Source organism: Victivallis sp. Marseille-Q1083 (assembly GCF_903645315.1).
In the GTDB taxonomy this organism is placed as follows: domain Bacteria; phylum Verrucomicrobiota; class Lentisphaeria; order Victivallales; family Victivallaceae; genus UMGS1518.
Map to the genome: position 1 here is coordinate 1,608,416 of NZ_CAHJXL010000001.1, position 15,371 is coordinate 1,623,786.

Consider the following 15,371-nt stretch of genomic DNA (forward strand, 5'->3'; position numbering starts at 1 on the left):
TTATTCGTTTTCCACAAACTCGCGATGCAGCGCCACCTGCGCCGATTTGAAATCATCGCGGCCGATGATGAACTGCATATTGACCTGCCGCATGCACTGGTCGAGCGCCAGAATGTTGATATTGGCGCGGGCCAGGGCATTGGCGGCCCGGGACAGAAAGCCCGGAATCTTCATATTGCTGCCGATCACCGCGACGATCGCCACTTTGTAGGTATTGATCACCGACCCCTTGAACTGCTGTTCGAGCTGCTCGAGGCATTTGTCGAGATTCTTGGATTTCTCGGCCACATAATGGGTGATGGTGTTGGCATTGGTGTTCTTGGCGATATAGCTGATCCGGTACTTGTTGAAACTGTCCATCAGCCGGAAATCGAAACCGCTCTGGCCGACCATCTCCGGATCGAACACTTCGACGGCGATGATATCCGCCCGGCCGCAGATCATCTCCACCCGCGGATTCGGCGAAATATAATCCTTGCTGATCAACGTCCCCGGGTGGTTCGGATCGAAAGCGTTCTTCACCCTTATCGGAATATTCTTGAACTCCATCTCCTTGGATGCCTTGGAATGGATCGCCTCCATATCCATGTCCGACAACTGGTCGGCGATATCGAAATTGGTGTTGCCGATCGTCTTCACCTTGTCGGCGCCGATCAGCCGCGGATCGCCGGTGCTCAAATGAAACTCCTTGTGAATGATCCCTTCGCGGGCGTCGGTCAACACGGCGATTTTGCTGAAGGTAATTTCACTGTAACCGCGGTCGAAGCGGTTCATGATGCCTTCGGCGCATTTGACATAACCGGTGACGATCGGCAGGCAACGGCTGAAATCCAGCTCGGCCAGGTGATTTTCGATCATCTGTTCGATGGAGGTCGAATTGCTCTCCTTCCAGCCGGTCAGGTCGACGAATACGGCGTTGACGCCGTGCTTGCGCAGGATGGCGGCGGAATTGAAGGCGCTGTGCGCTTCGCCGATGGCGCTCAGAAATTCCCGGCTGGGCGGCAGATAGTCGTGCGGCCGGAAATGGCCGAAGCTCCGCAGGCGCACCAGATCGCGCAGGCAGACCTTGATGCCGTCGATCCGCTCGTTGACAAAGGCGTCGGCCTCTTCCCGGTCGAGGCCGATTTCTTCGAACGAGCGGTTGTATTCGAGCATCCGGTGACGGGTTTCTTCCAGCTTGGTCTCCCAGCTCGGATTGTTCTGGGCAAAATAGCCGTAAACGCCCGGTTCGCCGGTCTTCTTGTCCTCCAGCAGCAGATTGGTGATCCCGCCGTAAGCGGACACGACAAAAATGCGGTTGTAAAGTTTCTCGCCGGTTCTGGACCCGATGATGACGTTATTCATCAATTCGCCGAATCGGCTCATTGAAGTGCCGCCGATTTTTTCTACGGTGTGCCTTCCTGCCATTTTTCAGATATCCTCAATTCTTAAAAGTTTGACCTTGTCACAAACCACATCCAACGCTTCGAGTTCGGCAATCGCCGCTTTGATCAGTTTCTCCTGGGCCAGGTGGGTCAGAATCATCACCGGCACGCCGCAGCCGGAACCGGACTCATGTTGAACGAAGCTGGAAATACTGATGGACTTGCCGGCCAGAATCTCGGCGATCCTGGCGACCACGCCGGGTTCGTCCCTGACTTCGAACCGCAGATAGTACCGCAAGGTGACATCGTCGATCGGCGTCACCTTGGCATATTGCGATCCCGCCCGGAACGCCGGCACCCGGTGCACGGACTGGTGGGCGATATTGAGCGCCACGTCGGCCAGGTCGGCGACAACGGCGCTCGCCGTCGCTTCCCGCCCGGCGCCGCGGCCGTAGAAGAGCGTCCGCCCCACCATGTCGCCGTCGATGGCGACGCCGTTGAAGACGCCGGAAATGTTGGCCAGCAAGGCGCTTTTCGGAATCAACGTCGGATGGATGCGGATTTGAACGTCGCCCTCGAGCTGCTTGATGATCGCCAGCAATTTGATCCGATAGCCGAGTTCATCGGCGAATTTCAGATCCAGTTGCGAAATATTGCGGATGCCTTCGACGTAAACATCGTCGGCGCCGAACCACTCGCCGTAAGCGAGCGAAGCGAGAATCGTCGCCTTGTGCGCCGTATCGAAGCCGTCGATATCCAGCGACGGCTCCGCCTCGGCATAACCGAGCTTCTGGGCATCCTTCAAAACCGGCTCGAAATCGGCGCCTTCCTGCTCCATGCGGGTCAGGATGTAATTGCAGGTGCCGTTCAAAATGCCGTAAATTCCCTGAATATGATTGGCCACCAACCCTTCCCGCAACGCTTTGATGACCGGAATACCGCCGCCGACGCTGGCTTCATAGTAAATATCGACGCCATTTTCCATCGCCACAGCGAAGAGCTCCTTGCCGTATTTGGCCAGCAGCGCCTTGTTGGCGGTAACCACCATTTTATGCGCGCGCAGCGCCTTGAGGATCAATTCCCTGGCAAAAGTAGTACCGCCGACCAGTTCAACAACGATATCCGCCGCCGCGATCGTTTCATCCACACTGGTCGTCAAAATGCCGTCCGGAACCGCCACGCCGCGGTCCGTCGTGATATCGAGGTCCGCAATTTTCGTCAAAACCAAATCCACGCCGGTCCGTTTGGCGATCACTTCTCCGTTGCGAAGCAGGATTGCCGCCACACCGGCGCCGACCGTCCCGAATCCGACTATGCCTACCTTTACTTCTTTCACCGTAAAAACCTTCCGTTATCGTCCGAAAACACGCTTCGTTTTTCTCGCTCCAAGCCAGCCAGTCTCCCGGCGCTCCGCGAACCGTTCGGCATCGCATTCATGCCCCCAAAAAACGGTCAACCCCGTTCGCCGACTTGCAATATTCCGGTTAATATATATCGACTTATACGCTTTTTAAAGCAAAAAAAACAGAAAAAGCGTTCCGAATCATCCGCTTCGGCGATTTCCATAAAAAACGGACGCCATCAGCGGAACAGACGGCTTGACGGAAATTCATTGGTTTTTCCAAGCGGGAAGTCGGCGATCCGGCGAAATCATACCGATTATTTTGCGGAAGTTCCGCTCCGGCGCCGCAACCACCAGACCAACCCGAACAAAACGACGCCGAACAGCGTCAAAAGCCAGGAAATAATTTGTCGGCCGCCCCCCAGGGGCTTGGCGAGCGACTGAAACCAATTTCCAACCCGGAAGGATCCTTTGCTCCTGGAGGCCGCCAGATTCCGCAGAAAAGCATGGGGCGAATCGAATTCCTCCCAATCGGCCGCCTCCGGAACAGCAAAATCCGCCTCCGACAAATTCGCGTCAAAATCAACTCCGGTCAATTCAAAGGCAAAGACTTTTTTCCCCCGCGCATTGCGATGCTCCCGGGCACGGATGAAGTTATTTTTCCGCTCCAGCCGGAACGTCCGGACCACCGGCCAATTTTTCATCATCGGTTGCCCGTACTGCCGATAGAGCTCGCTATCCATGCCGGTCAATTCCCGGAACAACTTCGGACTGTCCGGAACCCGGACGGTCAATTCCCGGCAATCGATTTGGTTGTACCGGCAATCCTGCACCGATATCGTCGCGGCTTCCAGCTCTTTTGCCGGAATTTCGGCAGCGAGGCACTCCGGCAAATCCAGGTTGATGACCTCCCGCAGCCTGGCCCGATAGTTCCTGCCGAGGCCGAATTTCCCCTCCCGGTTCTCGATATAGGTAATGTCATCCGCCGGTAAATCCAGCCGTTTGAAAACAAAGCCGTCATCGGCCACGAAGCGGTAATATTTCGCCGTTTGCCGCTGCGTCGCGCCGAGAATCGTCACCGGCCCCGCCACCGCCAGGATAAACTCGGCAACAAAACTGCTCCGACGATTGACGGCCAGAGCTTTTTCCAATAACTCCCGCCCTTCGTCACCCCGTACCGCACCGCCCGGCAGCAGCATTGTCAACGCCAACAGAAAAATCCAGTTTTTTCGCATCATCGCCGCCATCCCTGACATTTAATCTTCCAACGATTTCAGCCGGGAAATCACCACACTCCAACCGACACCGCGGGCAACTTCCAATTGTGCTTCACCGGCATATTGCAAGTGATTCACCTCGGTAACTTCCCCATGGAAGACGATCCGGAACGAATAGACGCCGCACTGCTGCACTTTGATCAGCGTATCCCGCACTTTGGCAATGACCAGTTCGGTTTCCGGATTGTCAATTTTACTCTCCTGCTTTACGGTAACCGTAAAGTTCTCACTGACCATTCCGGAATGATCCATCAACGGCACCTCCGTTGTCGAACCGTTTTCAGACATCACGATTTTCGGGGCTTCCAGAGCGACCGGGCCGGGATCGGACTGCTTTTCGTTCTGAGAATCAGAACAAGCGGCTAACAGGGAAACCACCACCAGCCAACCGGCAAATAAACAAATCAAATCATACCGCTTTTTCATCACCGCTCCCTCAACAATTTTACCTTTACCGTATCATGACGGGAACTTGAACCTGTTATCCGCTGCAGTTACCCTCGGGAGAAGGCCCCAAATACTTCGAACGGGAAGATTGAGGAACCGCCCCAACAGTCCCGGCCGCAGCACGGGGAGCAACGTTTAATCGGATTACAATAATGGATTTCATATAATGAATAGTATAGGAAAATTTTCTTAAAAAGTCAATAGAAACGAATTAGATTTCAAAAAAATCATAAAATTTCTATTAATCTCGAACAAACCTATTGACTTTTTAAGAAAATTTTCCTATACTATTATTCAAGGGAGAACATGAGAGTGACCGTTTTGCCGAATTTTTTCATGATTCAAATCCGGCAAAACAGTGGATTCCCATCTCTCCCGTGGTTTCCGGGCAACCGGAAACCTTTCTCCGGCGGCATCTTCCAGACAAAGCCCTAATTTTCAAAGGAGATGCCGCCATTTCTTTCGCGCCCCAGCAGAAGCTCGCGCAGCAGCAGCAAAGCCTGCGCCTGGGTCTGCAACCGGATTTGCCGGCGGCCGCCGCGGAAACGGCACTCCCGGACTGCGACTGCTTCACCGACTTTGGCCGCCACATAAACCAGTCCCACCGGCTTTTCGGCGCTACCGCCGCCGGGACCGGCGATGCCGGTAACCGCCACCGCACAGTCGGCCGACATCACCCGGCAGACACCGCGCACCATCGCCCCGGCGCATTCGGCGCTGACGGCGCCGTGACGGCGCAGAATTTCCGGATCGACCCGCAGCAACCGTTCCTTGACGGCGTTGCTGTAGGCGACAATGCCGCCTTTGAACAGATCGGAAACGCCGGCATAATCGGTGACCGCCCCGGCGATACGGCCGCCGGTGCACGACTCCGCCGTAACCAGAGTCAAACCGCGCTGCCGCAACAATGCCACCACCTCCGGAATCAATTCCAGTCCGCCCCCCTGCAACACCTGATCGCCGAACAAATTCCGCGCCGCCTCGAACCCCTGTTCCAGCTCATCCGCATCGCGGCCGGATAGAAACACCCTGGTCCCTTCCACCGAGGCGCACAGCGCCAGGCCGACGTGACGGCCCGCCAGCAGCGGCTGCATTTTCTGTTGAACCAAAATCTCGGCACCGCCGGCGACGGTGAATTGTTTGACCGGCGGCACCCGGCCGGCATCCGGCAGTTGCGGCAGCACATGTTCGACGAAAACCGCCTCCAGTTCCGCCGGCGGACCGGGCAGCAGAATCAGCACCTTTTCCCGGCCGGCCAGCCGGAACGCCAGCCGGATGCCCGGCGCGCTGCCGTCGGGATTCGGCAAGACCACACCGCCGGACGGCACATCGGCCTGGCGCAGAAAATAATCCGGCATCTCTTCATCCGGATGGCGTTGACGCCAGTAACGCCGCAACTGCTCCGCCAGCGCCGGTTGCCGCTGCAGTTCGCAGTGGCAGAACGCGGCGGCGGCATCGCGGCTCAAATCGTCGCAGGTCGAGCCCAGGCCGCCGCTGGAGATCACCCAGTCGGCGTGCCGGAAAGCGATCGCCAAGGCGTCGAGCAACTGTTCCAGATTGTCGCCGACCGTCAAAGCCAGAACCGGCGGCAGCCCGATTGCGGTCAGGCGGCTGCCCAGAAAAGTCAGATTGGTATTGACGGTCGTACCGCGCAGCAGCTCATTGCCGGTACAGACGACGGCGATGTTCATCTTTCTGCGCCCTTTCAATGGTGCAGACGGAGCGCGGCGCCGGTCTTCGACGGCTCCTGACCACCCGGGAAATACAACCGGGTTTCGCCGGTGCGATTGTCGGCATCGACAATCACCGCACTGACCAGCAGCCGGACCGTCTCAGGCGTCTGGCCGTTTTTCACCAGAAGATCGCGCCAGGGAACGGCGATGAGCAATTGATAGCCCTCGTCGCGATCCGACCAGTCGTTGATCGTCCCGCGGCAGCTTACCACCCGGCTCGGCCAGTCGGTATCGAAATAAGCGAAGGAAATCCCTTCCGCCGGCAGCAAACGGCTGTGGCCGCGGCCGGCGACATTGAACTCGCCTTTCCATAAATAGGTGTCATCCGCCGTCGCCAGCGTCACTTCCACCCGGTCGCCGGCCACCCCGTCGTCATCCGCCGGCGAAACCGGTGCGTTGGCGAACAGATTTTCATCCTTGACTTCGGCAGCAATGTACAGATTGCTGTCATCCCAGAAAAATTGCAACGAACTTTTTTCAATCGCGCCTTGGGAAAATACTTCAGCCGCTTCCGGGACATGCAGCAAATCCAGCGAAGTATATTCCGCCGTCACTTCCGCCGGCGTTCCCGCCTCCTCCCCGCCGCTCCAGGAACAACAGCCGGCCAGTCCGGCCAGTACCGCCAGCGAACCGGTCAACGACAATAATTTCATCGCCATGCCATGCTCCTTTCTCATTTGACCAGTTTCAATTTCGCATACTCTTCGAGCAGATGATAATTGATGGCGCTCAATTTCGGCGCGGTGGAATATTCTATTCCGTCGGGTTGATAACGCGAATAATTATACCGGGCCACCAGCACCCGCCAGTCCTCGCCCGGAGCGAATTCAGCGCCGAACCGCTCCAGGTCGGCAATCGGAATGGCCATTTCTCCGCTCCAGCCGGTGTCGACATCCTGCCATTCGTTCAGGGTGCCTTCGTACCGGGCGCCGACAACCATGCCCGGCATCTGCGGCGTCGATTTGAATTCACCGAACAGAATTCCCTTGCCCGGCAGCAGCAGGCTGGATTTTTTGCCGGCCGGCGTCATATAAAGTTCCCAGTAATAGGTTTCGTTGACCGGTTTGATGAAAATTTCGGCCAAATCGCCGAACAGAAAATGCATCACCTGATCGCTTTCCGCCGTCGCGTACAGGTCGCGGTCGCGGACGCTGACCGCCACATAAAGATAATCGTCATCCCAGGCCAGACGCACTTCCCCCGAATCGGCGATGCCGTAATCGGGATTGACGACGCTCGGCACATCCATGCGGTAAACCGCGGCGCTCTGCCAGACCGGATCATCGAGCACGCCATCGATCACCACCGGTTTTTCGGTATATGCGGCTTCCATCTCCGGCACGTCTCCGACGGCGGCCAATCCGAACGTCAACCCCAGGACTGCAACTGCCCCGGTCAGCAAGCTCATTTTCATCATCGTGGTCTTCTCCCTGTTTGATAGTGTCTCCAAAGAAAATGGTTTTGCCGTTCATTCCCGCGGCAAAACCATCATTTTTCACTCAATTGGACTTCAGCACGCCGCCGGTGTCGGCGCTGGTCGCCGCCATCGCGTAACGGGCCAGATAACCGGTTTTGAACCGCGGCTCCGGCTTGCGCCACTTTTTCCGGCGTTCTTCCAGCACCTCCGGCGCCACTTCCAGTTCGACTCTGCGGTTCGGAATATCGATCGACACCAGATCGCCCGGCTCCACCAGCGCGATCACGCCGCCGGCCGCCGCTTCCGGGCTGACATGGCCGATACAGGCGCCGCGCGTACCGCCGCTGAACCGGCCGTCAGTGATCAACGCCACGCTTTCACCGAGTCCGCGCCCCATGATGTAGCTGGTCGGCGCCAGCATCTCCTGCATTCCCGGGCCGCCCTTCGGCCCCTCGTAGCGGATGATGACGACGTCGCCGGCTTTGACCTTGCCGCCGAGAATTCCTTCGCAAGCCTCCTCCTGGCTCTCGAAAATCACCGCCGGGCCACGGTGCGTCAACATCTTCGGCGCCACGCCGGCCGCCTTGACGACACAGCCGCTGGCAGCCAGATTGCCGAACAGGATTGCCAGGCCGCCGGATTGGCTGTAGGCATTTTCCAAGGTCCGGATCACCTCGCCGTCCGGCGCCGGAGCAACAGCGTATTCCTCGCCCAGCGTCAAACCGGACACCGTCGGCGCCGTCGGATCGATCAAGCCGGGCAAACGGCTGATTTCCTTGATGATCGCCATGATGCCGCCGGCCCGGCCGACATCTTCCATGTGGTAATGGCTCGACGGGGAAACTTTGCAGATATTCGGCGTCTTGCGGCTGATTTCATCCAGCTTGGCCAGATCCAATTTGACGCCGGCTTCGGTCGCCACCGCCAACGTATGCAGCACCGTGTTGCTGCTGCCGCCCATCGCCATATCCAGCGCCAGGGCGTTGTGAAAGGATTTCTCGGTCGCAAAATCACGGGCAGTCAACGCTTCCGGATCACCGGCCAGCTCGACGATGCGCCGGGCCGCCCGTTTCCACAATTCGATCCGCTCCGGCGATTCGGCCAGAATCGTGCCGTTGCCCGGCAAGGCCAGGCCGAGCGCCTCACAGAGACAATTCATGCTGTTGGCGGTGAACATGCCGGAACAGGAACCGGCACCCGGGCAGGCGGTGCATTCCAGATATTCCAGGTCAGCGTCGGAAATCGCCCCGATCTGATGACCGGCCACCCCTTCAAAAATCGTAATCAGGTCGGTCGCCTCTCCCCGCTTCCCTTTGCCGGCGGCCATCGGACCGCCGGACGCGAAAATGGTCGGAATGTTCAGCCGCATCGCGCCCATCAGCATGCCGGGGACGATTTTATCGCAATTCGGAATGCAGATCAAACCATCGAACGGATGGGCGGTACCCATCGCTTCGACGCAATCGGCGATCAGCTCGCGGCTCGGCAGCGAATATTTCATGCCGGCATGCCCCATCGCGATGCCGTCGCAAATGGCGATGGTGTTGAATTCATACGGAACCCCGCCGGCGGCGCGGATCGCGTCGCAGACGGTCCGGCCGACTTCCTGCAGATGGCAGTGGCCGGGAACGATATTGGTATAAGAGTTGCAAACGCCGATGAACGGTTTGCGGATGTCTTCCGATTTGATCCCGGTGGCCCGCATCAGGGCCCGGTGCGGCGCCCGTTCGGCACCTTTTTTCATGATATCGCTGCGCATGATAATTTCCCATTACTACTGATAACTATAGCTCAACAAGCACTCCGGCCGGTACCGGAGAGGTTTCCCGTCTCCGGCCGCGGCCGGAACCATCCCGAATCAGCCGATGATCTGGTTGTCGCCGGCGGAAAGGAAAATGCCTTCGAAGTTCATCTTCAGCGCTTCCGGATTGTCGGAAACGACCAGCGCATCGTCTTCGGTGACGATACCGTTGTTCACCAGATCGAGCAGACACTGGTTGAAAGTCATCATCCCGTCGCCGCGGCCGGCGGCAATGGCGGCCGAAAGCCGTTCCAGCCGGTCTTCCTCCAGCAATTTGTTGACGATCGGCGTGTTGATCATGATTTCGGTAGCCGGCGCCCGGCCGGAACCGCTCGCCCGCGGCACCAGCCGCTGGGAAATGACCGCTTTGAGGTTGTTGGCCAGAGCTTCGCGGATCGGCTCCTGTTCATTTTTTTCATAAAAATCGAGGATACGGTTGATGGTCTGCGCCGCATTGGAAGCGTGCAGCGTCGTCATCACCAGGTGGCCGGTGTCCGCCGCCTGCAACGCGGCTTCGAAACTGGCCTTGTCGCGCATTTCACCGACCATGATGACGTCCGGGTCCTGGCGCAGTGCGTGTTTCAAGGCGCTGGCAAACGAAATGGTATCGATGCCGACTTCGCGCTGCTCGAAAAAGCAGAGTTTATCGGCAAATTCATATTCGATCGGGTCTTCGATGGTGATGACGTGGGCATGAACCTGGGTGTTGATGTAATCGAGCATCGCCGCCAGCGTCGTCGATTTGCCGGAGCCGGTCGTTCCGGTCAGAATGACGATACCGCGCTGCGACATGGAAATATCGGCCAACACCGGCGGCAGCCCGAGGTCATCGAACGTCATGATCTGGTTTTTAACCCAGCGGAAGTTGATCGAATTGAAATTGCGCTGCCGGTGAATGTTGACACGGAAACGGCCGACATCCGGTTCCCGGTGGGAAAGGTCGAGGTCGCCGTTGATGTAATATTTCTTGATTTGCTCTTCGGTGGCGACCTGACGCATGAATTCGTCGATGACTTCCGATTTGGCAACATAGTCGCTGCTGGTCATCTCACCATCGATCCGGAAGGCGACCGGGCAATTTTCCTTGATGTGAACGTCGGAGGCGTTGGCGGTGACTGCGGTTTTCAAAACCTTGTGCAGCGCGGTGATGCTTTCACTCATAATCTCAATTCTCCAAAAGGTTAACCTTGGTAATTTCTCATCAACGCAAGCATTTCGCGAACGGCCTGCTCGATCCCGACCAGGATGGCGCGGCCGATGATGCTGTGGCCGATATTCAGCTCGCAGAGGTGGGGTATTTCCAGAATGCCCCGGATATTTTCATAATCGATGCCGTGCCCGGCATTCACCCGCAAATGCAAATCGGCGGCGGCGGCGGCGGCGGCCTTCAAACGGTCGAGCTCAGCGGCCCGGGAGGAGGCGGCGGCGTTGGCATAGCTGCCGGTATGCATTTCGATATAGTCGGCACCGCTGTCCGCGGCGGCCTGAATCTGCTGCAAATCCGGATCGATGAATAAACTGACCAGAATTCCGCTCCGTTTGAGCGCCCGCACCGCCGCGGTCACCCGGTCAAATCCGCCGGCGACATCCAGGCCGCCTTCGGTGGTCAATTCCGCCCGCTTCTCCGGCACCAGACAACAACTGTGCGGCCGCAATTCGCCGGCGATCGACACCATTTCGTCGGTAACGGCCATCTCCATGTTCAGACGGCGCACCCGGGCGTTCAAATCGCGCAGATCCCGATCCTGAATATGCCGGCGATCTTCCCGCAAATGCGCGGTAATTCCCCAGGCGCCGGCCTTTTCGCAAAGCAGCGCGGCAGCCAGGGGACTGGGCCGGTCGGCCAGCCGCGCCTGGCGCACGGTGGCAACATGATCGACATTCACCCCCAGATTCAACATGCCTTCGATCCTTTCTGAAACGATTGCAAAATCACCCGCCTCCCATCGCGGCAGCCGGAGTTCCGGCCGGCCAATCGGAACGGGCGTTTTCGATTTGATAATATTTTCTGCCTGTAAATGTAACCGTTATCGGCCGATTCTGCAAGCCCTTCACCGCGGTTTGCAGCAAAATGGCCTCCCGGAGCAGATTTTGCATGGAACCGAAACGCGGCGTCAGCAGCACCGTCGTCGCCTGACCGTATTGGCCCAGCGCATCCAGCAGCGGCGCCGTTTCTTCAATGCAAACCGGATTACCCAGTACCGGATCGTAAACCAACCGGACGGCTTCCGCGACAAATTCGCAACTGCGCAACTGCGCCGGCCAATCCACACGCCCCGATCCCGCGCGAAAAAAGAGTTCCGGGACGATCTGAAGCCGGGGAAACAGCAACCGCCGAACCGTGTCGACAGCCCGGTCCATGTCCATTTCACCCTCCGGCACCGGCAGCCGGAACGGCAGCAACAGATTGATCCGGCGTTCCCAGAGTTCCCGGTAAAACATCCCGAGCAACCGGCGCAGCCGCGCGAAAAAAACCTCCTCACGGACCGCCCGGGGCAGGTCGAAATCCAACGTCACCGCCGAAACGCCGATGTCGGCGGCCAAACCCAACTTTTTATGCAGATGCCGAATGAAATCGCCGGAAAAATCCGCCGCCTCTTCCGGCGCCGTCCGGCAGACCGCCGCCGGCAACAAATCGCGCAGCAACAGCCGCTGCGGCTGCTGCCGGTCCAGAAATTTTCCCAGCGCCGGCAAATCGTCGAGCACCCCGCCCGGCAACTCCAGCACCGGCCAATTTCCCAGCGAATGATCCGGCATCGCAACCGGCTCGGGCTGCGCCGGCAAAGCCAGGCTCAAACCGAAAACGAAATTGCTGTCCACCGTCGCCATCATTTCACTCCATGAAACCGAATTCCCGGAGCAGTTCAAGCGAAACTCCCCCGTTGACCGAACCGGCGGCCGCGGAATGCAGCAGCGGCAGTTGACGCCAGACGTATTTGCCCAGCAAATCGCTCTCCAGATTGACCGGCTCTCCGGAACGGCGGCCGCCCAAGGCGGTTTCCTCCAGCGTCACCGGTATCAAGTGGACGGTGAAGTATTCCGGCGCAATCTCGACCAACGTCAACGAAACGCCGTCAACGGCAATGCTGCCCTTGGGCGCGAGAAACGGTTGGAGATCCGGCGGCGCGGCAATTTTCAGTTCATAATCGCCGCCGGTGCGGCGCAGGGAAATCAGTTTGCCGGTGCCGTCGACATGGCCGGTGACCAGATGGCCGCCGAGCCGGTCGCCCAGCCGCAAAGCCCGCTCCAGGTTGACGCAACCGCCCAACGGCAAACTGCCGAGATTGGTGCGAAGCAAAGTCTCCTCCAGGGTATGAAACTGCAACAGGTTCGCCGACAGCTCCTTTTCCAGCGTCAGGCAGGCGCCGTTGACGGCGATGCTCTCGCCATGCCGAAGCCCGACGAAAGGTTTTGCCGTCTCGACGACCAATTTTCCGGCACCGCCATTCTTCTCACGGCGGCGGAGATAACCGATCGATTCAATCAAACCAGTGAACACGACGCCTCCTTGTCACCGCCGCCCGGCGGCCGGAGCCGGCCGTTGAACACGAAATCACCGCCGTACCGGCTGACGGTCGGTTCAAGCAACTCCAGCGCTTCGGACAAATGCAGCGGATTATCGCCGCCGGTTACCGGCCGGCTGCCCCGGCCGCACAACAATTTCGGCGCGATGTGAAATTCCACCTCATCGACCACCTGGTGCTGCAGGGCCGCCGCCGCCAGCTCGCCGCCGCCTTCCAGCAGCAGAGCGGTGACATTCCGCTCCCCGAGCCGGCTGAGAAACTCCAGCCAACTGTCCCCGTCGCCGAGACAAACCACCCACGGCAGCGGGCCGGCCGGAAAATACTGCCGCAATTCATCTTCCGGGAAATGCCTGCTGGCGATCACCCGCAGCGGCTGGCAGGGCCAGTCGGCCGGTTCCCGGACCGTCAGTTGCGGGTGGTCCAGCCGGACCGTCGCGCCGGAAACCATGATCGCATCCGCCCAGCGGCGCAATTCCTGCACCCGCTGCCGGGCGGCCGGGCCGGTAATCCATTGGGACTCACCGCCGGCAGTGGCGATTTTGCCATCCAGCGTCATCGCCATTTTCAGCATGACATAAGGCCGGCCGGTAACGATCCACCGGTAAAATGCCCGGTTCAATTCGTCACAGGCGGCTTGCTCCACTCCGGCAACCACTTCGATTCCGGCCTCCCGCAGAATTTCCAGACCGCGGCCGGCGTGTTTCGGATTCGGGTCCATGGCGCCAATCACCACTTTGCGGAGTCCGGCGGCTTTGATTGCCTCCGTGCAGGCCGGCGTCCGGCCGCAGGTGGAACAGGGCTCCAGCGTCACATAGAGCGTCGCCCCGGCCGCTTCATTCCCGGCATCGCGCAACGCGTTGATTTCGGCATGCGCCTCTCCGGCGCGCCGGTGATATCCCCGGCCGACAATCCGATCCGCCTTGACCAACAGGGCGCCGACCAGCGGATTGGGCGAGGTCTGCCCGAAGCCTTTGCGGGCTTCGGCTGCCGCCAGAAGCATATAATCGGAATCGGTCATCGCCATTCCCGTCATTCCTGCGGCTGCAAAGATTCGCTGCCGAACACGGCGGCGGCGTAATAAGCCGGGCTGAACGGCTGGAGATCCTCCGGCTGTTCCCCCATCCCGACGAAAAAGGTCGGCAGCTTGAACTCCTGGTGCAGCGCGACCGCCATGCCGCCTTTGCCGCTGCCGTCCAGTTTGGTCAACACCAGGCCGCTGACGTTGGCCGCCTTGGAAAATTCCCGCGCCTGATTGAGCGCGTTGCTGCCCATGCTGCTGTCGACGGTCAACCATACTTCGTGCGGCGCGCCCGGGTAGATTTTATCGATCGAACGGCAGATTTTGCTCAATTCATCCATCAGCCCTTTTTTGGTATGCTGCCGGCCGGCGGTGTCGATCAGCAGGAAATCGACCTGCCGCGCCAACGCCGCGCTGGTCGCGTCGAAAGCCACGCTGGCCGGGTCGGCGCCGTGGCTGGCGGCAATCACCACCGAATTGGTGCGCTTGCCCCAGAGCTGCAGCTGCTCGACCGCCGCCGCCCGGAAAGTATCGCCGGCGGCCAGCATCACTTTTTTGCCTTCCTGCGTCAACCGGGCGGCCAACTTGCCGATCGTCGTGGTTTTGCCGCTGCCGTTGACCCCGACGAAAAGGACGACCGTCGGCTTGCCGGCTTCGGCGACGCGGATTTCCCGCTGGTTTTGCGCCAGAATATCCCGGACGAACGTCTCGGCAACCCGGAAGATATCGGCCGTCGTCTCAATTTCTCCATGTTCATACCGGTCACGAATTTCGGCGACGATCCGCAAACTGGCCGGCACGCCGAAATCCGCGCCGATCAACGCCGCTTCCAGGTCTTCGAAAGTCGAAGCGTCCCACTGTTTGACATCGGAAAACATCGCCGCCAGCGAACGTTTCACCGTCGTCGTCGTCTTCTGCAGACCGCGTTTGAATACGGAAAAAATCGACTTCATAACTCCTTGACCGCCTTTCGGGCCGGACGCGACAACGTATCCTTGATGCCGTTCAGCACGCCGTTGATAAAGTTGCCGGCTTTTTCGCCGCTGTAATCCCGGGCGATTTCCACCGCTTCGTTGATACTCACCACCGGCGGCACCTCCGGCATGCAGAGCATTTCAAACACCGCCACCCGCATGACGTTGCGATCGACGACCGCCAGCCGGTCCCATTCCCAGTTTTCGGCGTGGGCCAGAATGGCCGCGTCGATTTCCGCCTGCCGCTCCCGGATGCCGTTCAACAGCTTCTCGGCATATTCACGCCCCTTCCGGGCATAGCGGTTGTCGCGCAACGCATGGGTTTGCGCCGCCTGCAGCATGAAACTCTCCCAGCGCGACTGCCGGAATTCCTCCCGGGCGACATCGCATTGGAACAGAAACTGCATCACCAGTTCCCGCCCCAGCCGTTTCGCGTGCAGTTTCCCGTCGGATATTTCGAATTCTTCTTCCATT

At 59.0% G+C, this 15,371-nt stretch carries 15 protein-coding genes; all 15 read right to left on the bottom strand.

Going from position 1 to position 15,371, the window contains the following annotated elements; all coding sequences use genetic code 11:
* Positions 1 to 1,407, bottom strand: a complete 1,407-nt coding sequence (locus tag HWX74_RS06425) for an aspartate kinase (RefSeq protein ID WP_176012763.1) — start codon at positions 1,405 to 1,407, stop codon at positions 1 to 3.
* A 3-nt stretch (positions 1,408 to 1,410) separates the two neighbouring features.
* Complete coding sequence (locus HWX74_RS06430) at positions 1,411 to 2,700, bottom strand: homoserine dehydrogenase (protein ID WP_176012764.1); 1,290 nt, start codon at positions 2,698 to 2,700, stop codon at positions 1,411 to 1,413.
* 323 nt (positions 2,701 to 3,023) lie between these two features.
* The gene (locus HWX74_RS06435; protein ID WP_176012765.1) at positions 3,024 to 3,944 is read right to left on the bottom strand and encodes a hypothetical protein; all 921 of its coding nucleotides are present in this window, start codon (positions 3,942 to 3,944) and stop codon (positions 3,024 to 3,026) included.
* An 18-nt stretch (positions 3,945 to 3,962) separates the two neighbouring features.
* Positions 3,963 to 4,409 (bottom strand): hypothetical protein, encoded by a 447-nt coding sequence (locus HWX74_RS06440; protein ID WP_176012766.1) that lies wholly within the window; start codon positions 4,407 to 4,409, stop codon positions 3,963 to 3,965.
* A 452-nt stretch (positions 4,410 to 4,861) separates the two neighbouring features.
* Positions 4,862 to 6,121, bottom strand: a complete 1,260-nt coding sequence (locus HWX74_RS06445) for a nicotinamide-nucleotide amidohydrolase family protein (protein WP_176012767.1) — start codon at positions 6,119 to 6,121, stop codon at positions 4,862 to 4,864.
* A gap of 14 nt (positions 6,122 to 6,135) precedes the next feature.
* Positions 6,136 to 6,822, bottom strand: a complete 687-nt coding sequence (locus tag HWX74_RS06450) for a sugar-binding protein (RefSeq protein ID WP_176012768.1) — start codon at positions 6,820 to 6,822, stop codon at positions 6,136 to 6,138.
* Positions 6,823 to 6,836: 14 nt separating this feature from the next.
* A complete protein-coding gene (locus HWX74_RS06455) occupies positions 6,837 to 7,580 on the bottom strand; it encodes a carbohydrate-binding family 9-like protein (protein ID WP_176012769.1) in 744 nt (247 codons plus the stop codon).
* An 82-nt stretch (positions 7,581 to 7,662) separates the two neighbouring features.
* Positions 7,663 to 9,339, bottom strand: a complete 1,677-nt coding sequence (gene ilvD, locus HWX74_RS06460; protein WP_176012770.1) for a dihydroxy-acid dehydratase — start codon at positions 9,337 to 9,339, stop codon at positions 7,663 to 7,665.
* Positions 9,340 to 9,438: 99 nt separating this feature from the next.
* Positions 9,439 to 10,542 carry a type IV pilus twitching motility protein PilT gene (locus HWX74_RS06465; protein ID WP_217704872.1) on the bottom strand — a complete coding sequence of 368 codons (1,104 nt, stop codon included), beginning with the start codon at positions 10,540 to 10,542 and terminating at the stop codon, positions 9,439 to 9,441.
* 20 nt (positions 10,543 to 10,562) lie between these two features.
* Positions 10,563 to 11,282, bottom strand: a complete 720-nt coding sequence (locus tag HWX74_RS06470; protein WP_176012771.1) for a pyridoxine 5'-phosphate synthase — start codon at positions 11,280 to 11,282, stop codon at positions 10,563 to 10,565.
* Between the two features lie 31 nt (positions 11,283 to 11,313).
* Positions 11,314 to 12,213, bottom strand: a complete 900-nt coding sequence (locus tag HWX74_RS06475) for a hypothetical protein (RefSeq protein WP_176012772.1) — start codon at positions 12,211 to 12,213, stop codon at positions 11,314 to 11,316.
* Between the two features lies 1 nt (position 12,214).
* On the bottom strand, positions 12,215 to 12,880 hold the full coding sequence (locus tag HWX74_RS06480) for a riboflavin synthase (protein WP_176012773.1): 666 nt from the start codon (positions 12,878 to 12,880) through the stop codon (positions 12,215 to 12,217).
* Complete coding sequence (ribD, locus tag HWX74_RS06485; protein WP_217704873.1) at positions 12,865 to 13,929, bottom strand: bifunctional diaminohydroxyphosphoribosylaminopyrimidine deaminase/5-amino-6-(5-phosphoribosylamino)uracil reductase RibD; 1,065 nt, start codon at positions 13,927 to 13,929, stop codon at positions 12,865 to 12,867. The genes HWX74_RS06480 and ribD overlap by 16 nt, the downstream gene beginning before the upstream one ends.
* Before the next feature lie 5 nt (positions 13,930 to 13,934).
* Positions 13,935 to 14,876 carry a signal recognition particle-docking protein FtsY gene (gene ftsY / locus HWX74_RS06490; RefSeq protein WP_176012774.1) on the bottom strand — a complete coding sequence of 314 codons (942 nt, stop codon included), beginning with the start codon at positions 14,874 to 14,876 and terminating at the stop codon, positions 13,935 to 13,937.
* Entirely contained in the window at positions 14,873 to 15,370 is a 498-nt protein-coding gene (gene nusB / locus HWX74_RS06495) for a transcription antitermination factor NusB (RefSeq protein ID WP_176012775.1), read from the bottom strand. Before nusB ends, ftsY begins: the two co-directional genes overlap by 4 nt.
* Between the last annotated feature and the right edge of the window lies 1 nt (position 15,371).

Excerpts from the sequence above, each read along its gene's own strand:
- HWX74_RS06425 (WP_176012763.1), bottom strand. The coding sequence starts at position 1,407 with ATGGCAGGAAGGCACACCGTAGAAAAAATCGGCGGCACTTCAATGAGC.
- HWX74_RS06435 (WP_176012765.1), bottom strand. The coding sequence starts at position 3,944 with ATGATGCGAAAAAACTGGATTTTTCTGTTGGCGTTGACAATGCTGCTG.
- HWX74_RS06440 (WP_176012766.1), bottom strand. The coding sequence starts at position 4,409 with ATGAAAAAGCGGTATGATTTGATTTGTTTATTTGCCGGTTGGCTGGTG.
- HWX74_RS06445 (WP_176012767.1), bottom strand. The coding sequence starts at position 6,121 with ATGAACATCGCCGTCGTCTGTACCGGCAATGAGCTGCTGCGCGGTACG.
- HWX74_RS06450 (WP_176012768.1), bottom strand. The coding sequence starts at position 6,822 with ATGGCGATGAAATTATTGTCGTTGACCGGTTCGCTGGCGGTACTGGCC.
- HWX74_RS06455 (WP_176012769.1), bottom strand. The coding sequence starts at position 7,580 with ATGATGAAAATGAGCTTGCTGACCGGGGCAGTTGCAGTCCTGGGGTTG.
- ilvD (WP_176012770.1), bottom strand. The coding sequence starts at position 9,339 with ATGCGCAGCGATATCATGAAAAAAGGTGCCGAACGGGCGCCGCACCGG.
- HWX74_RS06465 (WP_217704872.1), bottom strand. The coding sequence starts at position 10,542 with ATGAGTGAAAGCATCACCGCGCTGCACAAGGTTTTGAAAACCGCAGTC.
- HWX74_RS06470 (WP_176012771.1), bottom strand. The coding sequence starts at position 11,282 with ATGTTGAATCTGGGGGTGAATGTCGATCATGTTGCCACCGTGCGCCAG.
- HWX74_RS06475 (WP_176012772.1), bottom strand. The coding sequence starts at position 12,213 with ATGATGGCGACGGTGGACAGCAATTTCGTTTTCGGTTTGAGCCTGGCT.
- ribD (WP_217704873.1), bottom strand. The coding sequence starts at position 13,929 with ATGGCGATGACCGATTCCGATTATATGCTTCTGGCGGCAGCCGAAGCC.
- ftsY (WP_176012774.1), bottom strand. The coding sequence starts at position 14,876 with ATGAAGTCGATTTTTTCCGTATTCAAACGCGGTCTGCAGAAGACGACG.
- nusB (WP_176012775.1), bottom strand. The coding sequence starts at position 15,370 with ATGGAAGAAGAATTCGAAATATCCGACGGGAAACTGCACGCGAAACGG.